This window comes from Variovorax sp. Soil_C_26 (genome assembly GCF_057657075.1).
Genome location: NZ_JBDGJC010000001.1, coordinates 452,875 through 469,990, shown reverse-complemented (window position 1 = coordinate 469,990; position 17,116 = coordinate 452,875). Strand labels below are relative to the sequence as shown.

Annotated in this window: 14 protein-coding genes; 5 read left to right on the top strand and 9 right to left on the bottom strand. The window is 68.5% G+C overall.

Annotation, left to right across the window (positions count from 1 at the left end; genetic code table 11):
- Positions 1–18 precede the first annotated feature (18 nt).
- On the bottom strand, positions 19–438 hold the full coding sequence (gene nirD / locus AC3A6G_RS02180) for a nitrite reductase small subunit NirD (RefSeq protein ID WP_487872938.1): 420 nt from the start codon (positions 436–438) through the stop codon (positions 19–21).
- A 13-nt stretch (positions 439–451) separates the two neighbouring features.
- Complete coding sequence (gene nirB, locus AC3A6G_RS02175) at positions 452–2,920, bottom strand: nitrite reductase large subunit NirB (protein ID WP_487873250.1); 2,469 nt, start codon at positions 2,918–2,920, stop codon at positions 452–454.
- Between the two features lie 78 nt (positions 2,921–2,998).
- Between nirB and AC3A6G_RS02170 the strand changes: the two genes are divergently transcribed.
- Positions 2,999–4,699 carry a bifunctional protein-serine/threonine kinase/phosphatase gene (locus AC3A6G_RS02170; protein WP_487872937.1) on the top strand — a complete coding sequence of 567 codons (1,701 nt, stop codon included), beginning with the start codon at positions 2,999–3,001 and terminating at the stop codon, positions 4,697–4,699.
- Positions 4,700–4,719: 20 nt separating this feature from the next.
- On the opposite strand, the gene AC3A6G_RS02165 is transcribed toward AC3A6G_RS02170, so the two are convergent.
- On the bottom strand, positions 4,720–5,988 hold the full coding sequence (locus tag AC3A6G_RS02165; RefSeq protein ID WP_487858062.1) for an MFS transporter: 1,269 nt from the start codon (positions 5,986–5,988) through the stop codon (positions 4,720–4,722).
- Between the two features lie 257 nt (positions 5,989–6,245).
- Between AC3A6G_RS02165 and AC3A6G_RS02160 the strand changes: the two genes are divergently transcribed.
- Entirely contained in the window at positions 6,246–7,526 is a 1,281-nt protein-coding gene (locus tag AC3A6G_RS02160) for an ANTAR domain-containing protein (protein WP_487872936.1), read from the top strand.
- Between the two features lie 31 nt (positions 7,527–7,557).
- Here the strand turns inward: AC3A6G_RS02160 and AC3A6G_RS02155 are convergent, their stop codons facing one another.
- The 4 genes from AC3A6G_RS02155 to AC3A6G_RS02140 all read right to left on the bottom strand — a co-directional run bounded on the left by AC3A6G_RS02155 (position 7,558) and on the right by AC3A6G_RS02140 (position 12,048).
- Positions 7,558–8,364, bottom strand: coding sequence for an ABC transporter ATP-binding protein (locus AC3A6G_RS02155; RefSeq protein ID WP_487872935.1), 807 nt, complete (start codon positions 8,362–8,364; stop codon positions 7,558–7,560).
- On the bottom strand, positions 8,361–9,260 hold the full coding sequence (gene ntrB, locus AC3A6G_RS02150; protein ID WP_487872934.1) for a nitrate ABC transporter permease: 900 nt from the start codon (positions 9,258–9,260) through the stop codon (positions 8,361–8,363). Before ntrB ends, AC3A6G_RS02155 begins: the two co-directional genes overlap by 4 nt.
- Before the next feature lie 12 nt (positions 9,261–9,272).
- Positions 9,273–10,517, bottom strand: a complete 1,245-nt coding sequence (locus AC3A6G_RS02145) for a CmpA/NrtA family ABC transporter substrate-binding protein (RefSeq protein ID WP_487872933.1) — start codon at positions 10,515–10,517, stop codon at positions 9,273–9,275.
- Between the two features lie 250 nt (positions 10,518–10,767).
- On the bottom strand, positions 10,768–12,048 hold the full coding sequence (locus AC3A6G_RS02140) for a nitrate- and nitrite sensing domain-containing protein (protein ID WP_487872932.1): 1,281 nt from the start codon (positions 12,046–12,048) through the stop codon (positions 10,768–10,770).
- Between the two features lie 90 nt (positions 12,049–12,138).
- Here AC3A6G_RS02140 and tsaD point away from each other — a divergent pair, with 90 nt between their 5' ends.
- Positions 12,139–13,200, top strand: coding sequence for a tRNA (adenosine(37)-N6)-threonylcarbamoyltransferase complex transferase subunit TsaD (gene tsaD, locus AC3A6G_RS02135; RefSeq protein ID WP_487863934.1), 1,062 nt, complete (start codon positions 12,139–12,141; stop codon positions 13,198–13,200).
- Here the strand turns inward: tsaD and AC3A6G_RS02130 are convergent.
- Positions 13,136–13,891, bottom strand: coding sequence for an alpha/beta hydrolase-fold protein (locus AC3A6G_RS02130; protein WP_487863933.1), 756 nt, complete (start codon positions 13,889–13,891; stop codon positions 13,136–13,138). The genes tsaD and AC3A6G_RS02130 overlap by 65 nt on opposite strands.
- Positions 13,892–14,142: 251 nt before the next feature.
- Positions 14,143–14,514: an Hsp20/alpha crystallin family protein gene (locus tag AC3A6G_RS02125; RefSeq protein WP_487858054.1), complete on the bottom strand. Its 372-nt coding sequence runs from the start codon at positions 14,512–14,514 to the stop codon at positions 14,143–14,145.
- 124 nt (positions 14,515–14,638) lie between these two features.
- On the opposite strand from AC3A6G_RS02125, the gene AC3A6G_RS02120 reads away from it, so the two are divergent.
- Together AC3A6G_RS02120 and AC3A6G_RS02115 are read left to right on the top strand one after the other, a co-directional pair.
- Entirely contained in the window at positions 14,639–15,931 is a 1,293-nt protein-coding gene (locus AC3A6G_RS02120) for a branched-chain amino acid ABC transporter substrate-binding protein (RefSeq protein ID WP_487872931.1), read from the top strand.
- Positions 15,932–15,942: 11 nt separating this feature from the next.
- Entirely contained in the window at positions 15,943–17,106 is a 1,164-nt protein-coding gene (locus tag AC3A6G_RS02115; protein WP_487872930.1) for a pyridoxal phosphate-dependent aminotransferase, read from the top strand.
- Positions 17,107–17,116: the final 10 nt, after the last annotated feature.

Sequence of the window (17,116 nt, the reverse complement as noted above, 5' to 3'; positions counted from 1 at the left end):
CACGCTGCTGCCCTCACCCTAGCCCTCTCCCAGAGGGAGAGGGGACAAGACCGCGAAAGGCTTCGGGCCGGCGACAGGGCGCGGCAGGTCGATCGCGTGGGTGGAGAGCTCGGCCGCATCGAGATGCACCACGCCGCCTTCCACCTTCACCGCGAACTTCGGCGTGCAGCCCTCGTCGGGCGACTTCGCGCAGCCGTCGTCGAGCCCGATGGCCCAGTTGTGCAGCGGGCAGGCCACGCTCGTGCCGAAGACAATGCCCTGGCTCAGCGGGCCGCCCTTGTGCGGGCAGCGGTCGAGCAGGGCGAAGACCTGGTCCTCGGCGTTGCGGAACACTGCCACGTCGACGCCCACCGGGCGCGTCACCCGGCGTGCGCCGAGCCTCGGTATGTCGTCCACGCAGCAGATCGCCTGCCATTCGATGCGGATGTTGTCGTTCATCGTGCTGTTCCTTTCAGGCGGCTTGCGCCGCACCTTCGACCACCGCCACCGGCGTGAACTGCCGCACGTCCACTTGCGCCTCGGCCGAAGCGAACCACGGATCGGGCTCGCCGTCGAGCGCGAACTGCAGCCGCTCCCAGAGCGCCTGGCGCCCGGCCTCGTCCTCCACGATCTTCTTCTTCACGTAGTCCAGCCCCACGCGGCCGATGTAGTGCACCGTGCGCTCGAGGTACCAGCCTTCCTCGCGGTACAGCTGCAGGAACGCGCCCGAATAGGCCATCACTTCCTCCGGCGTCTTGACCTTCACGAGGAACTGCGCCACTTCGGTCTTGATGCCGCCGTTGCCGCCCACGTACAGCTCCCAGCCCGAGTCGACCCCGATCACACCCACGTCCTTGATGCCGGCCTCGGCGCAATTGCGCGGGCAGCCCGAGACCGCCAGCTTCACCTTGTGCGGCGCATACATCGCCCAGAGCGCGCGCTCCAGGTCCTTGCCCATCTGCGTGGAGTCCTGCGTGCCGAAGCGGCACCACTCGCTGCCCACGCAGGTCTTCACCGTGCGCAGGCTCTTCGCATAGGCAAAGCCCGAGGGCATGCCGATGTCCTTCCAGACATTGGCGAGGTCCTCCTTCTTCACGCCCAGCAGGTCGATGCGCTGGCCGCCCGTGACCTTCACCGTCGGGATCTTGTACTTGTCGGCCGCGTCCGCGATGCGGCGCAGCTCGTCGGGCGTGGTGTGGCCGCCCCACATGCGCGGGATCACCGAATAGGTGCCGTCGCGCTGGATGTTGGCGTGGCTGCGCTCGTTGATGAAGCGGCTCTGCGGATCGTCCTTCGCCTCCTTGGGCCAGGTCGAGATCAGGTAGTAGTTGATCGCCGGGCGGCAGGTGGCGCAGCCGTCGGGCGTGCGCCAGCCCATGCCGCGGTACACCGCCTCGTGCGTGAGCCAGTGTTCGCGCCGGATCGCCTCGCGCACGTCCTGGTGGCTCGCGTCGGTGCAGCCGCACACCGCCTTCTTCTTGGGCGTGGCCGAGTAGTCGCCGCCCGCGGTGAACATCAGGATCTGCTCGACCAGGCCGGTGCACGAGCCGCAGCTCGCGCTCGCCTTGGTGTGCTTCTTGACCTCGTCGAGCGTGAACAGGCCCTTTTCCTTGATCGCCTTGCAGATCGTGCCCTTGGTCACGCCGTTGCAGCCGCACACCTCGGCCTCGTCGGGCATGCTCGCGGCCTTGCTGTGACCCTCGTGGCCGGTGTCGCCGATGTTCGACTCGCCGAACATCAGCTTGTCGCGGATGTCGCCCACGCTGCGGCCGTCGCGCAGCAGCTTGAAGTACCAGCTGCCGTCCACGGTGTCGCCGTACAGGCACGCACCCACGAGCTTGTCGTCCTTGATGACGAGCTTCTTGTAGACGCCGCCGAAGGGGTCGCTCATCACGATCTCCTCGGTGCCTTCGCCGCCCATGAACTCGCCGGCCGAGAACAGGTCGATGCCGGTGACCTTGAGCTTGGTCGAGGTCAGCGAGCCCAGGTAGCGGCCGATGCCGAACTGCGCGAGGTGGTTGGCCGCGACCTTGGCCTGCTCGAACAGCGGGGCCACGAGGCCGTAGGCGATGCCGCGGTGCGCCGCGCATTCGCCGACCGAGTAGATGCGCGCGTCGGTCACCGTTTGCATGGTGTCGGTCACGACGATGCCGCGGTTGCAATGCAGCCGCATCTTCTCGGCCAGTTCGGTATTGGGCCGGATGCCCACGGCCATGACGACCAGGTCGGCCGCCACCTCGGTGCCGTCCTTGAAGCGGATCGCTTTGACCCGTCCATCCTCACCGCCGAGGAGCGCCTCGGTCTGCGCGCCCATCATGAACTTGAGCCCGCGGTCTTCCAGCGACTTCTGCAGCAGCTTGCCGGCCACGTCGTCGAGCTGGCGCTCCATGAGCCAGGGCATCACATGCACCACTGTCACGTTCATGCCGCGCAGCATCAGGCCATTGGCCGCCTCCAGGCCCAGCAGGCCACCGCCGATGACGACCGCATTCTTGTGGGTGCGCGCGGTCTCGATCATGTAGTCGGTGTCGGAAATGTCGCGGTAGGCGATGACGCCTTTCAGCGCCTTGCCTGGCACGGGCAGCATGAACGGGTTGGAGCCGGTGCACATCAGCAGGCGGTCGTAGGCGGCCTCGGTGACGGCGCCTTCGGCATCGACGGCGCGCACGATGCGCTTCACGCGGTCGACCTCGACCACCTTCTTGCCCGCGTGCAGCGTGATGCCGTTGTCCGAATACCACTCCCAGCTGTTGAGCACGATCTCGTCGACCGTCTGCTCGCCCGCGAGCACGGGCGACAACAGGATGCGGTTGTAGTTCGGATGCGGCTCGGCACCGAAGACGGTGATGTCGTAGAGCTCGGGCGCGAGCTTCAGCAGCTCTTCCAGCGTGCGCACGCCGGCCATGCCGTTGCCGACCATCACGAGCTTGAGTTTCTTCATCATGGGGAGGGCCTTTCAACCAATCGAACGAACGGGGATGCGCGATGCGCGCAGGAAAAGCCCATGGACAATCGCGCCATGAGCTTCGAAGTGGACATCGGCTATGCCAGCCAGCGCGGACCGCGCGAGGTGAACGAGGATTTCGCCGGCGCCGTGCATGCACCGCCGGGGGACGAATCGCGCGGGCTGATCGCGGCCATCGCCGACGGCGTGTCCACCGGTGGCCGCGGCCTGGAGGCGGCGCAGACCACGGTGATGGGCCTGCTGGCCGACTACTTCGCCACGCCCGCCACCTGGGAGCCGACCGCCGCGCTCGACCGGCTGGTCGCCGCGCAGAACGCCTGGCTGGCCGACCACAACCGGCGTCGCCAGGGCGGCGCCACCGCGCTCACCACGCTGACCGCGCTGGTGCTGCACGGCCAGAGCTACACGCTGGCGCACGTGGGCGACACGCGTGCATGGCGCGTGCGCAGCGACGGCGAAGCGGCACTGCCGCTCACGCAGGACCATGCCTTCGAGCATCCCGACCTGCGCAGTCGCCTCACGCGCGCCATCGGCCTCGACGACCAGGTGCGCGTGGACTACACGCAGGGCGACGTGCGCGTCGGCGACTGCTTCGTGCTCACCTCCGACGGCGTGCACGGCGTGCTCAAGCCGCAGCGGCTTGCCGCGCTGGCCCTCGGCGGCAGCGCCCGCGAGGCGGGCGAGGCGCTGGTGCAGGCCGCGCTCGAGGCGGGCACGCGCGACAACGCGACCGCGCTGGTGATCCGCGTGGTCGGCCTCGATGCGCGGCAGCTCGACGACGAGCTCGGCGACGGCCGCCGGCTCGCGCCGCCGCCGCGCCTGAAGGTGGGCGACGTGCTCGACGGCCATGCCATCACCGCGCTCGTGGCCGACACCGGCGTCCACCTGCTCTACCAGGCGCGCCACATCGCCACGCGCGAACTGGTGGCGATCAAGACGCTGCATCCCTCGCGCGCGAGCGACCCGCAGGAGCGCGCGATGCTCGCCCACGAAGCATGGCTCGGGTTGCGCGTCGGCAGCAACGGCTTCGTGCGCGTGCATCCGCGCGGCAGCGACGCGAGCGCGCTCTACCTCGTCTTCGACTGGCATGGCGGGCGTACGCTCGAACAGATTCGGAAGTCGACCGCGCGCGGTGGCGTGGCCGAGGTGGTCGCGGCCGCCATCGAGATCGCCAAGGCGCTCGGCCGGCTGCACCGCCACGGCGTGGTGCATCGCGACATCAAGCCCGGCAACCTGCATCTCGGAGACGACGGCCGGTGGCGCGTTCTCGATCTCGGCGTGGCGCTGTCCGGCCGCGAAGGCGCGGCCCAGCGCGAACTGCATGCCGGCACGCCGAGCTATATCAATCCCGAGCAGTGGGAGGGCGCCCACGCCGATGCCGGCAGCGACCTGTTCGCGCTCGGCGTCACGCTCTACCAGTGGCTCGGCGGGCATCTGCCCTACGGCGAGATCGAGCCCTACCAGGTGGCCCGCTACCGGCGCGACCCGGTCGCGCTGTCGCGCCTGCGGCCCGACGTGCCGGTGTGGCTCGACCATCTGGTGCGCAAGGCCGTGGCGCGCGATCCGCGCGAGCGCTTCGAGACTGCCGAGGAGATGCTGCTGGCGCTCGAGCGCGGCGCGTCCCGTCCCGTCGCCTCGCCCGCTGCCACGCCGCTGATCCGCCGCGATCCCGTCGCGCTTTGGAAGATCGCGCTGGGCGTGTCGCTGCTGTTCAACCTGCTGCTCGTGCTGTGGCTTCTCTTCTTGCCACGCTGAGGCCGACGCCGGGATGAGGTTCATGGCCGGGCCGCCTTGCGTGGCACGGCGTACGCTGCCGCGTCGGCTGGCGCCGGCGTGGTGCGCGCGCGACCACCTTTCTCGGCCCAGGTGCGGGTCCAGCGGATCTGCATCACGCGCATGACACCGAGCATTACCAGCGACAGCACGGCGAAGAACACGAAGCCCCAGACGTAGCTGCCGAGGTACTGCTTCGACAAACCCATGGCGTTGGGCACGAGCCCGCCGCCGAGTGCACCGATCTCGCCGATCATCGAGCCGGCCACGGCGGTGCTCGCGGGCCAGCGCAGCGGCACCAGCTGGAACAGCGCGCCGTTGCCGGCGCCCAGGGCGGCGAAGCACACGATCAAGAGCAGCGTGGTGAGCACGAGCGACGACGACGAGACACCCACCAGCGCCAGCCCCACGGCCACCGCAAGCAGCACCACCGTGAGCGTGTTGACGCCGCCCCAGCGATCGGAGAGCCAGCCGCCGACGATGCGCACTGCCGCACCCATGAAGGCCGCCAGCATCGTGAGCTGCCCGGCCTCGACCTTGCTGACGCCGAACTGCTCGTAGTAGTACGAAGGCAGGAAGGTGATGAGCCCGATGAAGCCGCCGAAGGTCACGCCGTAGATCAGGCTGAAGACCCAGCCGTCTTTCTCGAACAGGCAGGCGATGTGGGCGCGAAAGCTCGCATGGCTGTCGACGTCGGGCGGTTCCTTGGCGAACACCACCATCACCACCATCGGCAGCAGGATCGCCGCGGCGGCAACCGCATACACGCTCTGCCAGCCGAGCCACTGTGCGAGCGGCGGTGCCACCAGCACCGACACCGCGGTGCCCACGTTGCCGGCGCCCACGAGCCCCATCGCCAGGCCCTTGTGCTGCGGCGGGAACCAGCCTGAACCGAGCGACAGCGCCACGCCGAAGCTCGCGCCGGCAATGCCCAGCAGCACGCCCATCGCCAGCAGGTCGTTGAAGCTCTCGACGAAGAAGAAGCCGAACAACATCGCCACCGCGATCAGGCCCATCTCGACCAGCGTCGCGTTCTTGCGGCCGATGTACTGCGACAGGATGCCGAGCGGAAAGCGCATCAGCGCGCCCGCGATGATCGGCACCGACAGCATCAGGCCCTTCTGCGCCGGCGAAAGGTCGAAGCTCTCGCCGATGAAGGGCGCCATCGCGCCGTTGAGCACCCAGATGCAGCAGGAGAACGAGAAGTACAGGAAGGCCGCGAACAGCGTGGGGCTGTGGCCGGACTGCAAGAAGCTCTTGAAACTCGACATGGCTTTCAACGATGCAGTAAACCGCGGACGCGGCCTGCAAAGGCCGCGTCGCGGACGGGTTGGGGGGCGGGGGGCCGGCAGCGCGTGCTGTCGGCGGGGCGGTGCTTCCCGGCCTGTGCATGACCGGAACGGATGCAGGAACCTGCAGCCTCACCAAAGCGGTGCTTCGTTACACCGCGCTGTGTTCGATGCAAGAGCCGTGCCCGCCTTTCCGGGCGTGCGTCGCCTATGCTTCCAGTGCCTTCCCACACGCCGCCATGACTTCCGTTCTTCTCGTCGCCCCCCATGAATGGGATGAATCCGCGCCCTTGCCCGAGCTGCTGCGGCAGGGGTTGGAAGACGCCGGCGCGACCGTGCGCGGGCGCACCATCTGCCGCATGCTGGTGCATCAGGTGGCCGCGCTGGCACCGCAACAGGTGCTGGTCTGGCTCGACGACGCGGCGGCCGTGCAGGCGCTCGCCGACGCGATGCAGGGCTGGCACGGCGTGCCGCCCTGCGCGGTGAGCGTGACCGGTGCGGCGTTGCCGAGCGAGGCACATGCGGCGCTGGTCGCGCTGGGCATGCACGCCTGGGCGCCACTCGACGCGGCCTTGCTGCCCGGGCTGCTGGTCCGCGCGCAGGCGCGCTTCGCGCGCGAGGCGGCGCTGCGCACCGAACTGGAAAACCTGCGCACCCGCATGGACGAGCGCAAATGGGTCGACCGGGCCAAGGGCCTGCTGATGTCGGCGCGCGGCATCGGCGAGGACGAGGCCTTCGGCCTGCTGCGCGGCGCCGCGATGCATGCCAACCTGCGGCTCGGCGAGGTGTCGCGCTCGGTCATCGAGGCGGCGCAGTGGGCCGAGGCGATCAACCGCGCCGGGCAGTTGCGGATGCTGTCGCAGCGGCTGGTGCGCGTGGCCGCGCAACTGGTCGGCGGCGTCGAGGCGCAGCGCGCGCGCGTGCTGCGTACGCAGTCGGCCGAACGGGTGCAGCAGAACCTCGATCACCTCGCGGCCCTCGAGCTGGCCGGTGCGGGCGCGCAGGCGCTGGCGGAGGTGCAGGCGGCCTGGTCCGGGCTGTCCACGGCACTGGTCGCGCGCGCGACGGCGGCGGGGCTGGCCGAGATCGACGGCCGCGCCGAGATGCTGCTGGCCGCGGCCGAGGCGCTCACCGAGGCGCTCGAAGCCTCGGGCGCGCGGCGCGCGCTGCGCATCGTCAACATCTGCGGGCGACAGCGCATGCGGGCGCAGCGCCTGGCGAAGGACGCGCTGCTGGCGTCGGTGCTCGGGCAGCCGGGCGCCAACGCACGGCTTGCGCCCACGATGGACGAGTTCGAGGCCGCGCTCGTCGAACTGGAGCGCGCGCCGCTCAGCACCGCCGAGATCCGCACCGCGCTCGCGAGCGCACGCGACGAGTGGCTGCGGCTGGTGGGCGGCGTGCGCACGATCGACAGCCCCGAGGGACGCGCCACGCTGGTGCGTGCCAGCGAAGCGCTGGTCGATACGTTCGAGCGCCTGACCGCGTCGTACGAGCACAGCCTGCAGGTCATCATGTCCTGAGGGCGCCTGGCGCGAAGGCGTGCGGTCGCCTTCAGGCCACCGCCTTCTCCACATGCGCCTGGCGCGTGTACAGAAAGTCGATGACCGCCTTGCGCGCCTGCACGTAGGCCGGGTCTTCGGCCAGTTCGACGCGGCTGCGCGGACGGGCGATGCCGACCTTCAGCACTTCGCCGATGGTCGCGGCCGGGCCGTTGGTGAGCATCACGATGCGATCGCTCAGCAGCACCGCCTCATCGACGTCGTGTGTGACCATGACGACCGTGCTCCGGGTCTTCTGCACGATCGCGAGCAGCTCGTCCTGCAGCCTGGCGCGCGTGAGCGCGTCGAGCGCGCCGAAGGGCTCGTCCATCAGCAGCACCTTGGGCTCCATCGAGAGTGCGCGTGCGATGCCCACGCGCTGCTTCATGCCGCCCGAGATCTCGCCGGGGCGCTTCTGCGCGGCGGCCGCGAGCCCCACCATGGCGAGCGCCGCATCGGTGCGCGCGCGCAGCTGCGCCTTGGTCTCGGCGGCGGCGAAGACGCGCTCGACCGCGAGGTACACGTTCTCGAAGCAGGTGAGCCAGGGCAGCAGCGAATGGTTCTGGAACACCACCGCGCGCTCCGGCCCGGGACCGCTGATCTCCTTGTCGGCGCACAGCAGCACGCCCTGCGTGGGCGTGGTCAGCCCGGCAATGAGGTTCAGGAGCGTCGACTTGCCGCAGCCCGAGTGGCCGATCAGGGTGACGAATTCGCCCTTGGCCACGTTCAGGTTCACGCCCTGCAGCGCGACGAAGCGGCCCTTCGGTGTCTTGAACGCCTGCTCGACGTCATGGACCTCAATGTACTTCGTTTCATTCATGACTTCACCTCTTCGAACGTGAATGCGGTGGCGAGCTTGATCAGCGTGAACTCCAGCACCAGGCCCACGATGCCGATCACGAAGATCGCGATGATGATGTTGGCGACGTTGAGGTTGTTCCACTCGTCCCACACCCAGAAGCCGATGCCGACGCCGCCGGTCAGCATCTCGGCCGCGACGATCACGAGCCAGGCGGTGCCCACCGCGAGGCGCACCCCCGTGAGCATGTAGGGGAGCACGGCGGGGAACAGGATCCGCGTGAAGATCTTCCACTCCGAAAGGTTCAGCACGCGCGCCACGTTCATGTAGTCGCTGGGCACGCGCTGCACGCCGACCGCGGTGTTGATGATCATCGGCCAGATCGAGCAGATGAAGATGGTCCAGATCGCGGCCGGGTTGGCGCCCTTGAACACCAGCAGTCCGATCGGCAGCCAGGCCAGCGGCGACACCGGACGCAGCAGGCTGATCAACGGGTTGAACATGCGCGAGAGAAACTCGAAGCGGCCGATCGCGAAGCCCGCGGGAATGCCGACGGCGGCCGCGAGCCCGAAGCCCAGCGCCACGCGCTGCAGCGACGAGAGCACGTTCCAGCCCACGCCCTGGTCGTTCGGCCCGTTGCTGTAGAACGGATCGCTGAACACCGTGAGCGCCTGCTGCCAGGTAGCGAGCGGCGAGGGGAAACCGGTGGTGCTGCTCATCGCGACCAGTTCCCAGACCAGCACCAGCAGGCCGAAGCCCGCCAGCGGCGGCAGCACGCGCAGCCAGAACGCGCGCAGGTCGAGGGGTGTGCGGGGCTTGTTCTCTTTCTTCTCCTTTTTGGGAAGAGCAGCGTGGGGGTGAGGGTGCGGGGCAGCCTCTGCGCGGGGCAGGGGCGAATGAAAGACGGCGCTGACCATGGTGCGTGCTCCTCAGGCGTGCAGCTTGAAGGAATCGGCGTACTTCTTCGGGTCCTTGCCGTCCCAGACCACGCCGTCGAGCAGCTTGCTGCTGCGCATCGGGTCCTTCGGCAGGCTGACCTTCATCGCGCCGGCAACGTCCTTGTACATGTCGATCTGGTTGATCTGCTTCGCCACGGCGAGGTAGTCGGGATGCTCCTTCAGCAAGCCCCAGCGCTTGTACTGCGTGAGGAACCACATGCCGTCGGAGAGGTAGGGGAAGTTCACCGCGCCGTCGTCGAAGAACTTCATGTGGTTGGGATCGTCCCAGGTCTTGCCCATGCCGTTGTTGTAGCGCCCGAGGATGCGCTGGTTGATCGCATCGGCACTGGTGTTGATATAGCTCTTCTGCGCCACGGTGTCGGCCATCCGGGCCTTGTTCTGAAGGTTGGCGTCGATCCATTTGCCGGCCTCCATGACGGCCATCATCACGGCGCGGCAGGTGTTCGGGTTGGTCTTGACGAACTCGGCGCGCGTGCCGAGCACCTTCTCCGGATGATCCTTCCAGATGTCCTGCGTGGTGATGGCCGTGACGCCGATCTTGTCGATGATGGCGCGCTGATTCCAGGGCTCGCCCACGCAGAAGCCGTCCATGTTGCCCACGCGCATGTTCGCCACCATCTGCGGCGGCGGCACCACGATCACCTTGGCGTCGGCCACGGGGCTGATGCCTGCCGAGGCCAGCCAGTAGTTCAGCCACATCGTGTGCGTGCTGGTGGGAAAGGTGCCGGCAAAGGTGTACTCGCGCTTTTCCTTCGCCATGACTTTGGCGAGCGAAGGGCCGTCGACCGCGCCCTTGTCGGCCAGCGCCTTCGACAGCGTGATGGCCTGGCCATTGCGATTCAGCCCCATGAGCACGGCCATGTCCTTCTTGGGGCCGCCGACGCCCACGTGCACGCCGTACACCAGCCCGTAGAGCACATGGGCCATGTCGAGTTCGCCGTTCACCAGCTTGTCGCGCACGCCGGCCCAGCTGGCTTCCTTGCTCGACACGATCTTCACGCCGTATTTCTTGTCGAAGCCGAGCACCGAGGCCATCACCACGCTGGCGCAGTCGGTCAGCGGAATGAAGCCGATCTTCACTTCTTCCTTCTCGGGCTTGTCGGAGCCCTGGGCCCAGACGGCGGCGCGCAGCGCGGGGTCGATGCCCACGGCGCCGAGGGCGGCGGCTTGCAGTACGCGGCGGCGGCTGAGACGGGTTTTCAGCAGGTCGGTCATGGGGCGGGCTCCGGTTGAAGAACAGGCAGTCGATGGAAGACGGAACAAAAACGAAGAAGGCGTCCGCACCACGCAAGGGCCGCTCGAGAACGAGCCCTTTCGGGGTGGGGACGCCTTTGTCCGGTGACGGCAGCCGCTCCCGCCATTGGGTGCGCCCGCCTCGGACCTGAAGGTCCATGGGCTGGTCTTGCAAGCCGTGTGCCAGCTTTTCTGCACAGATGTTGTGCATGCGCGCGCCGCGGCGCGCCGGTCATCGGCGCCGGGGCGTCGCGTCGGACAGGTAGTCGGCCATCGCGAGCATCGACTCGGCCACGTCGACCAGGCGCCGCTTCTGGTTCATCGCGGTCTGCAGCAGCATCTTGTGGGCCTCGTTCTCGCTCATGCGGCGGTGGGCCATCAGCAGGCCCTTGGCGCGTTCGACGAGCTTGCGCTCGTTGAGCGAGGCCCGCACGGTTTCGAGTTCGTCGCCCATGGCCTGCAGCCGTAGCGACTGCTCCTGCACCATGTCGAGCACCGAACGCTCGAGTTGCCGGCCATAGGGCGCGGGCTCGGTGGTTCGGGTGTCGGCGTCGTCGAAGAAAGCCGCGCCCTCGGCTTGCGGCGCGAGGCTGCCGAGCACCGCCTCGCAGGCCTGCAACTCACTGCGCGCCTGCGCGATCTTCTGGGCGCAGAGCGCGCGCAGGTCGGCGGCGAGCCGGTCTTCCACCGCTTTCATCGCATCGATGCGGCGCGAGCAGCAGTCGAACCAGGCCTGGCTCAGCCGCGCGTCGGGAGCGGCGGCAGGGGACGCCTGGGCGCTCAGGCTCGCGCGGCGCAGGCGCTCGATCTCGGCCATGGCCGCATCGGCCTCGCTGCGGTGCCACAGCGCGAGCACTTCGCCGCGCGAGAATTCGGTGAAGACCTGGAAGCAGCGCTCCTGCAGCGCGATCAGGTGCATCCATTGCTGGCGCTGCTGCGGCTCGCCGCTGCGGCCCACCGCCAGCGTGGCGGCGCCGAAGGCACGCTCCTGGCCGGCGAATTCCTTGCCCTGCATGAAATTGAACATCGCGACCAGCAGGCGCGAGATCTCGGGATCGGTGGCGCCATCGGCCGCCTCGAACACCACGGCCAGCAGCCCGGCGACGAGCTTCGCGAAGGCCGCGGTGGCCTGCGCGGGGGTGAGCTCGAGGGCGCCGACACGGCGGCGCAGTTCGGCCAATCCGTCGAGGCCCGGCAGCACCCAGGCGATCCGGCTGAAGAGGCGCGCGCTGTTGCCCGCCGTGGCGCCGGGGCGGGCCTCGTTCTCGAGCTGGTCGAAACCGGCGCGCACCACCTGCTCGAGCGCGAGGCATTCGGCGCTCTGCGCGCCGCGCTCGGTGGTGAAGCGCTCCCCGCCTGCGGCGAGGAACACGTTCGAAAGGCCGCGCTCGCGCTGCAGCGCATGGACCAGCCGTGCGATCAGCCCGACCAGTTCGCTGGTGCGCGCGAGCTGGTCCAGCTCGTCGATTTCGCACTTTCTCGCGGCAATGAGGAAGCTGAGGCTGGATTTCATCTTCAACGCCTGCTGCAACATCTGTGCCGCCGAACGGCGCGGACGTCCCCGCATCCACCCCGTGATTGGCCCGGCGCCTAAACTCACCCCATGCTCTTGTTGGGAATCGAATCCTCCTGCGACGAGACCGGCGTGGCGCTGGTCGAGACGCACGGCCACGCGCTGCCGCAGTTGAAGGCGCATGCGCTGCACAGCCAGATCGCCATGCACCAGGCCTACGGCGGGGTGGTGCCTGAACTGGCGAGCCGCGACCACATCCGCCGCGTGCTGCCGCTGACCGAAGCGGTCATGAAGGAAGCGGGGCGCACGCTCGCCGAGCTCGACGTGGTGGCCTACACGCGCGGGCCCGGGCTCGCGGGCGCCTTGCTCGTCGGTGCCGGCGTCGCCTGTGCGCTGGGCGCGGCGCTCGGCAAGCCGGTGCTCGGCGTGCATCACCTCGAAGGTCATCTGCTGTCGCCGTTCCTGAGCGCCGATCCACCCGAGTTCCCGTTCGTCGCGCTGCTGGTTTCGGGCGGCCACACGCAGCTGATGCGCGTGGACGGCGTGGGCCGCTACGAACTGCTTGGCGAAACCATCGACGACGCGGCCGGCGAGGCTTTCGACAAGAGCGCCAAGCTCATGGGCCTGCCGTACCCGGGCGGGCCCTGGCTCGCCAAGCTCGCGGAATCAGGCAATGCCACCGCGTTCAAGCTGCCGCGCCCGCTGCTGCACAGCGGCGACCTCGATTTCTCGTTCGCGGGCCTCAAGACCGCGGTGCTCACGCAGGCCCGAAAGCTCGGCGACGGCCTGGAGGCGAACAAGGCCGATTTGGCCGCTTCGACGCAGGCCGCGATCGTCGAGGTGCTGCTGAAGAAATCGCTCGCTGCGCTCGAGCGCACGGGGCTCCAGAGGCTGGTGGTGGCGGGCGGCGTGGGCGCGAACCGCAGCCTGCGCGAGCAGCTCGATGCCGCCTGTGCGAAGCGCGGCGTGCGCGTGCACTATCCCGAACTGCACCTGTGCACCGACAACGGCGCGATGATTGCAATGGCCGCCGCGATGCGGCTGCAGTCGGGGCTGGCACAGGCCAGCACGCGCTATGCCTTCGACGTCAAGCCGCGATGGCCCATGGCTTCGCTGTCGGCGCCGGCAGCAGCTGCGCAGGTGCCGGCATAGGGGCCGAGCGCGCGCGGCCGAGCGAGGGCAGCGGCAGCACGTCGAGCACGTTGCGCCAGAGCTGGCGCCACTGCGGCCAGTCGTGGCCGCCTTCGGTTGTGAAGACGCGGCCTGCGGGCAGGGCGTCGGCGAGTAGCTTGTGGTTGCTCGCGAAGCGGTCGCTGAGGCCGAAACCCAGGTAGAGCTGCGGCAGGTTGCGCGACTTCTGCGCATCGAGGTACTGCTGGAACCAGGGCCAGAGCTTGCGGTCGGGTTCTTCGTCGGGCAACGGACCGACGGGCGCCTGCCAGGTGCGCAGGCCGCCGGCCTTGAGAATCTCGGCACCGAGCACACGCCGGCCGAGGTAGGGCGCCAACGCGACGATGCCGTCGACCGAACCGGGCTTGGAGAGTTCGTGGATCAACGCACCGAAGCCGCCGATCGAGATGCCCACGAGCCAGATCGACTTGTAGCCCAGCGCGCGCTGCGGCGCGATGACGTCGGCATGCAGCCGCTCGCTGAGGGTCTGGTCGTAGTAGTAGGAGACGTCGGCATCCACGAGCAGGGCGTCCGCGGCCAGATGGCGCTCGCGCACCGCGCTGATGAATCCTTCGCGTTCGAACTCGTCCGGTTTGAGGTAGGCGCCGGGCAGGAAGATCAGGAGCGTGTCGGACCGTTCATTGTCTTTGGCTGACTTGAGGTGCGTGATCATGGCGTGCCTTGAAGGGCACCCGAATCCGCACCGTCATGAATGCGCCATGAATGCGGTGCGCATGCGAGCCGCCCACGAAAGAGGAAAGGACAATGTGAAAACATCACATGATGTGACGTTCCCAGCGCTTCTATTGTGATGAGCGAACCAGTTCAAAGTCAAAAACAATAGTTAACGCACTTTCCTGCCGTGGGCATTGCAGCCGCGTGTCAAGGGCATGACACGCGGCGCGCAATTCCGCCAGCCGCTCCTTACTTGATCTGCAGCGGCGTGACCTGGCTCACCGGTACGCGCTTGCCAAGCTTGAGCGTGAGCACGCCGTTCTCGAGCGTGGCCTCGCTGGCGCCGGCGTCGATGTCCAGCGGCAGCTCGTAGGCAGCCTTGAACTGGCGCTTGGCGTCGGCCTTGCTGTCGATGCGGACCACGGCACCTTCGATGCCGATGTGGAGGTCTTCGCGCGAGAGGCCGGGCACGTCGATCGAGAGCGTCCAGCTCTTGTCGTCCTGCTCGACCAGCGGCGAGCGGGGCAAGCCCGAGAAGGCGTCGGCGACGAAGCGCTCGAAGGCACGGTCGTGCGAGCGCGGTGCGTAGCGGGCGGTGCGGAGGGCGGGGGCGAAAAACATCTGAGGCTCCTGAATGATGATCACAACGGGGACAAGGAATGTGTGTCCCTTACACTGCGCGGCCATTCCATCCCGGGTGCCGCTTGAGACCTCATCTAGGCCCAGCCGCACCCGTTTCAAGACAATGAACCCCAGCTTTATTTGGCGCCGCAAGGCCTTGAAATTCGCGGCGCTGGCGCTATGCACGCCGGCCCTCGCGGTGCAGGCGCAGACGCCGCCCGCACCCATCCGCCTGGCGCTGATCGAGAGCATGAGCGGACCGTTCGCCAATACCGGCGAGGCCGTCTTCCGCAACCTGCTGTGGGCCGTCGAACGCGTGAACGCGCGCGGCGGCATTCGCCTGCCCGGCGCCGCAGGCGGCGCGCGGCCGCTGCAGCTCGACCGCTACGACAGCAAGGGGCAGAACGAGGAGGCGCTCTCGGCACTGCGCGCGGCTATCGACGACGGTGCGCGCATCGTGCTGCAGGGCAATTCGTCGGCGACCGCCGCGGCGCTCGTCGACGCGATCGAGAAGAACAACGAGCGCGACCCCACGCGGCGCGTGATCTTCCTCAACTACGCGGCGGTCGATCCGGCGCTGACCAACGAGCGCTGCAGCTTCTGGCACTTCCGCTTCGATGCGCATGCCGACATGCGCGTGGCCGCGCTGATGGAAGTGGTGAAGGACGATGCGGCGCTGCGGCGGGCCTACCTCATCGGCCAGGACTACAGCTTCGGCCAGGCGGTGTTGCGCGAGTCGAAGCGCCAGCTCGGCGTGCAGCGGCCCGATGTCGAGATCGTCGGCGAGGAGCTCCATCCGATGGGCAAGGTGAAGGACTTCGCACCGTATGCCGGCAAGATCATCGCCAGTGGCGCCCAAGCGGTCTTCACCGGCAACTGGGGCAACGACCTCACGCTGCTCGTCAAGGCCGCGCGCGAGGGCGGCTTCAACGGCACCTTCTATACCTTCTACGGCAATGCGCTCGGCGCGCCTGCCGCCATCGGCGACGCCGGCATCGGCCGCGTGATTGCTGTGGCCGACTGGCTGCCGAACGTGCAGACCGCGCAATCGGAGGCCTTCTATCGCGCCTTCCGCACGCGCTTTCCGAGGCCCGCGGACGACTACGTGCACATGCGCATGCAGTTGCTCGTCGAATCGCTCGCACAGGCGCTCGAGCGCGCCGGCAGCGTGGACGCCGTGGCCGTGGCGCGCGCGCTCGAGCAGGCCGACGTGAGCCTGCACGGACAACGCGGCCGGATGCGCGCGGCGGACCACCAGTTCCAGCAGCAGCTGGTGGTCGGCATGATGGACAAGCAGGGCCGCCCGGGCGTGCAGTTCGACGTCGAAGGCTCGGGCTACGGATTTCGGGTGGTGAAGACCATCGCGCCCGAACGGGCCGAACTGCCGACCACCTGCAAAATGAAAAGGCCTTCCTAGGAATCGACAACATGCGTGAAGCCATCCAGAACCTCGAAGCCTCCAAGATCCGTGAAGTGGCCAATGCCGGACTCGGCCGTGACGACGTGCTCGCCTTCTGGTTCGGCGAGAGCGACGAGGTCACGCCCGAGGTGGTGCGCCAGGCGGCCATCGATTCGCTGCAGCGCGGCGAGACTTTCTATGCGCACAACTTGGGCCTGCCCGAGCTGCGCGCGGCCATCGCGCGCTACACCAGCGCGCTGCACCCGCCGGTCGATGCCTCGCGCATCGCCGTGACCTCGGGCGGCGTGAGCGCGCTGATGCTCGCGGTGCAGGCGCTGGTCGATGCCGGCGACGAGGTGGTTGCGGTCACGCCCGTGTGGCCCAACCTCACGGCGCAGCCCGCGATCCTCGGTGCCCGGGTGCGCACGGTGCCGCTGGTGCCTTCTGGCGGCGAATGGACGCTCGACCTCGCCGCGCTGCGCCGGGCGGTCACTGCAGCGACGAAGCTGCTGATCGTCAATGCGCCCAACAACCCGACGGGCTGGACCATGACGCGCGAAGAGCAGCAGGCCGTGCTCGACCACTGCCGCGCCACGGGCACCTGGATCCTGGCGGACGAGGTGTACGAGCGGCTGTATTTCGAGCCCACGCCCAATGGCTGCGCGCCGAGCTTTCTCGACATCTCGAGGCCCGACGATCGGCTCGTGGTGACGCACAGCTTCTCGAAGAGCTTCCTCATGACCGGCTGGCGCCTTGGCTGGCTCGTGCTGCCGCCGGCCCTGGTCGATGGCATCGGCAAGCTGATCGAGTTCAACACCTCCTGCGCGAGCGTCTTCACGCAGCGCGCGGCCATTGCGGCGATCGACCACACCGCGGAGATCACGCCCCGCGTCGTCGCGCATCTCAAGCTGTGCCGCGACACCCTCGTTCCCCTGTTGGCCGGGTTGCCCGGCGTGCAGGTGGCCCCGGCCAAAGGCGGCATGTACGCCTTCTTTCGTCTCGACGGGTTCGGCGACTCCCTCGTGCTCGCCAAGCGCCTTGTCGTCGAAGCCGGCCTCGGCCTCGCCCCCGGCAACGCCTTCGCCCCCGAGGCCCAGGGCTGGCTGCGCTGGTGCTTCGCGTCGAAAGACCCGCAGCGGCTGGTGCAAGGGGTGGAGCGGCTGCGCAAGTGGCTCGCGGCGCAGGATGGATGAGGCGAGACGC

Excerpts from the sequence above, each read along its gene's own strand:
- nirD (WP_487872938.1), bottom strand. The coding sequence starts at position 438 with ATGAACGACAACATCCGCATCGAATGGCAGGCGATCTGCTGCGTGGAC.
- nirB (WP_487873250.1), bottom strand. The coding sequence starts at position 2,920 with ATGAAGAAACTCAAGCTCGTGATGGTCGGCAACGGCATGGCCGGCGTG.
- AC3A6G_RS02170 (WP_487872937.1), top strand. The coding sequence starts at position 2,999 with ATGAGCTTCGAAGTGGACATCGGCTATGCCAGCCAGCGCGGACCGCGC.
- AC3A6G_RS02165 (WP_487858062.1), bottom strand. The coding sequence starts at position 5,988 with ATGTCGAGTTTCAAGAGCTTCTTGCAGTCCGGCCACAGCCCCACGCTG.
- AC3A6G_RS02160 (WP_487872936.1), top strand. The coding sequence starts at position 6,246 with ATGACTTCCGTTCTTCTCGTCGCCCCCCATGAATGGGATGAATCCGCG.
- AC3A6G_RS02155 (WP_487872935.1), bottom strand. The coding sequence starts at position 8,364 with ATGAATGAAACGAAGTACATTGAGGTCCATGACGTCGAGCAGGCGTTC.
- ntrB (WP_487872934.1), bottom strand. The coding sequence starts at position 9,260 with ATGGTCAGCGCCGTCTTTCATTCGCCCCTGCCCCGCGCAGAGGCTGCC.
- AC3A6G_RS02145 (WP_487872933.1), bottom strand. The coding sequence starts at position 10,517 with ATGACCGACCTGCTGAAAACCCGTCTCAGCCGCCGCCGCGTACTGCAA.
- AC3A6G_RS02140 (WP_487872932.1), bottom strand. The coding sequence starts at position 12,048 with ATGAAATCCAGCCTCAGCTTCCTCATTGCCGCGAGAAAGTGCGAAATC.
- tsaD (WP_487863934.1), top strand. The coding sequence starts at position 12,139 with ATGCTCTTGTTGGGAATCGAATCCTCCTGCGACGAGACCGGCGTGGCG.
- AC3A6G_RS02130 (WP_487863933.1), bottom strand. The coding sequence starts at position 13,891 with ATGATCACGCACCTCAAGTCAGCCAAAGACAATGAACGGTCCGACACG.
- AC3A6G_RS02125 (WP_487858054.1), bottom strand. The coding sequence starts at position 14,514 with ATGTTTTTCGCCCCCGCCCTCCGCACCGCCCGCTACGCACCGCGCTCG.
- AC3A6G_RS02120 (WP_487872931.1), top strand. The coding sequence starts at position 14,639 with ATGAACCCCAGCTTTATTTGGCGCCGCAAGGCCTTGAAATTCGCGGCG.
- AC3A6G_RS02115 (WP_487872930.1), top strand. The coding sequence starts at position 15,943 with ATGCGTGAAGCCATCCAGAACCTCGAAGCCTCCAAGATCCGTGAAGTG.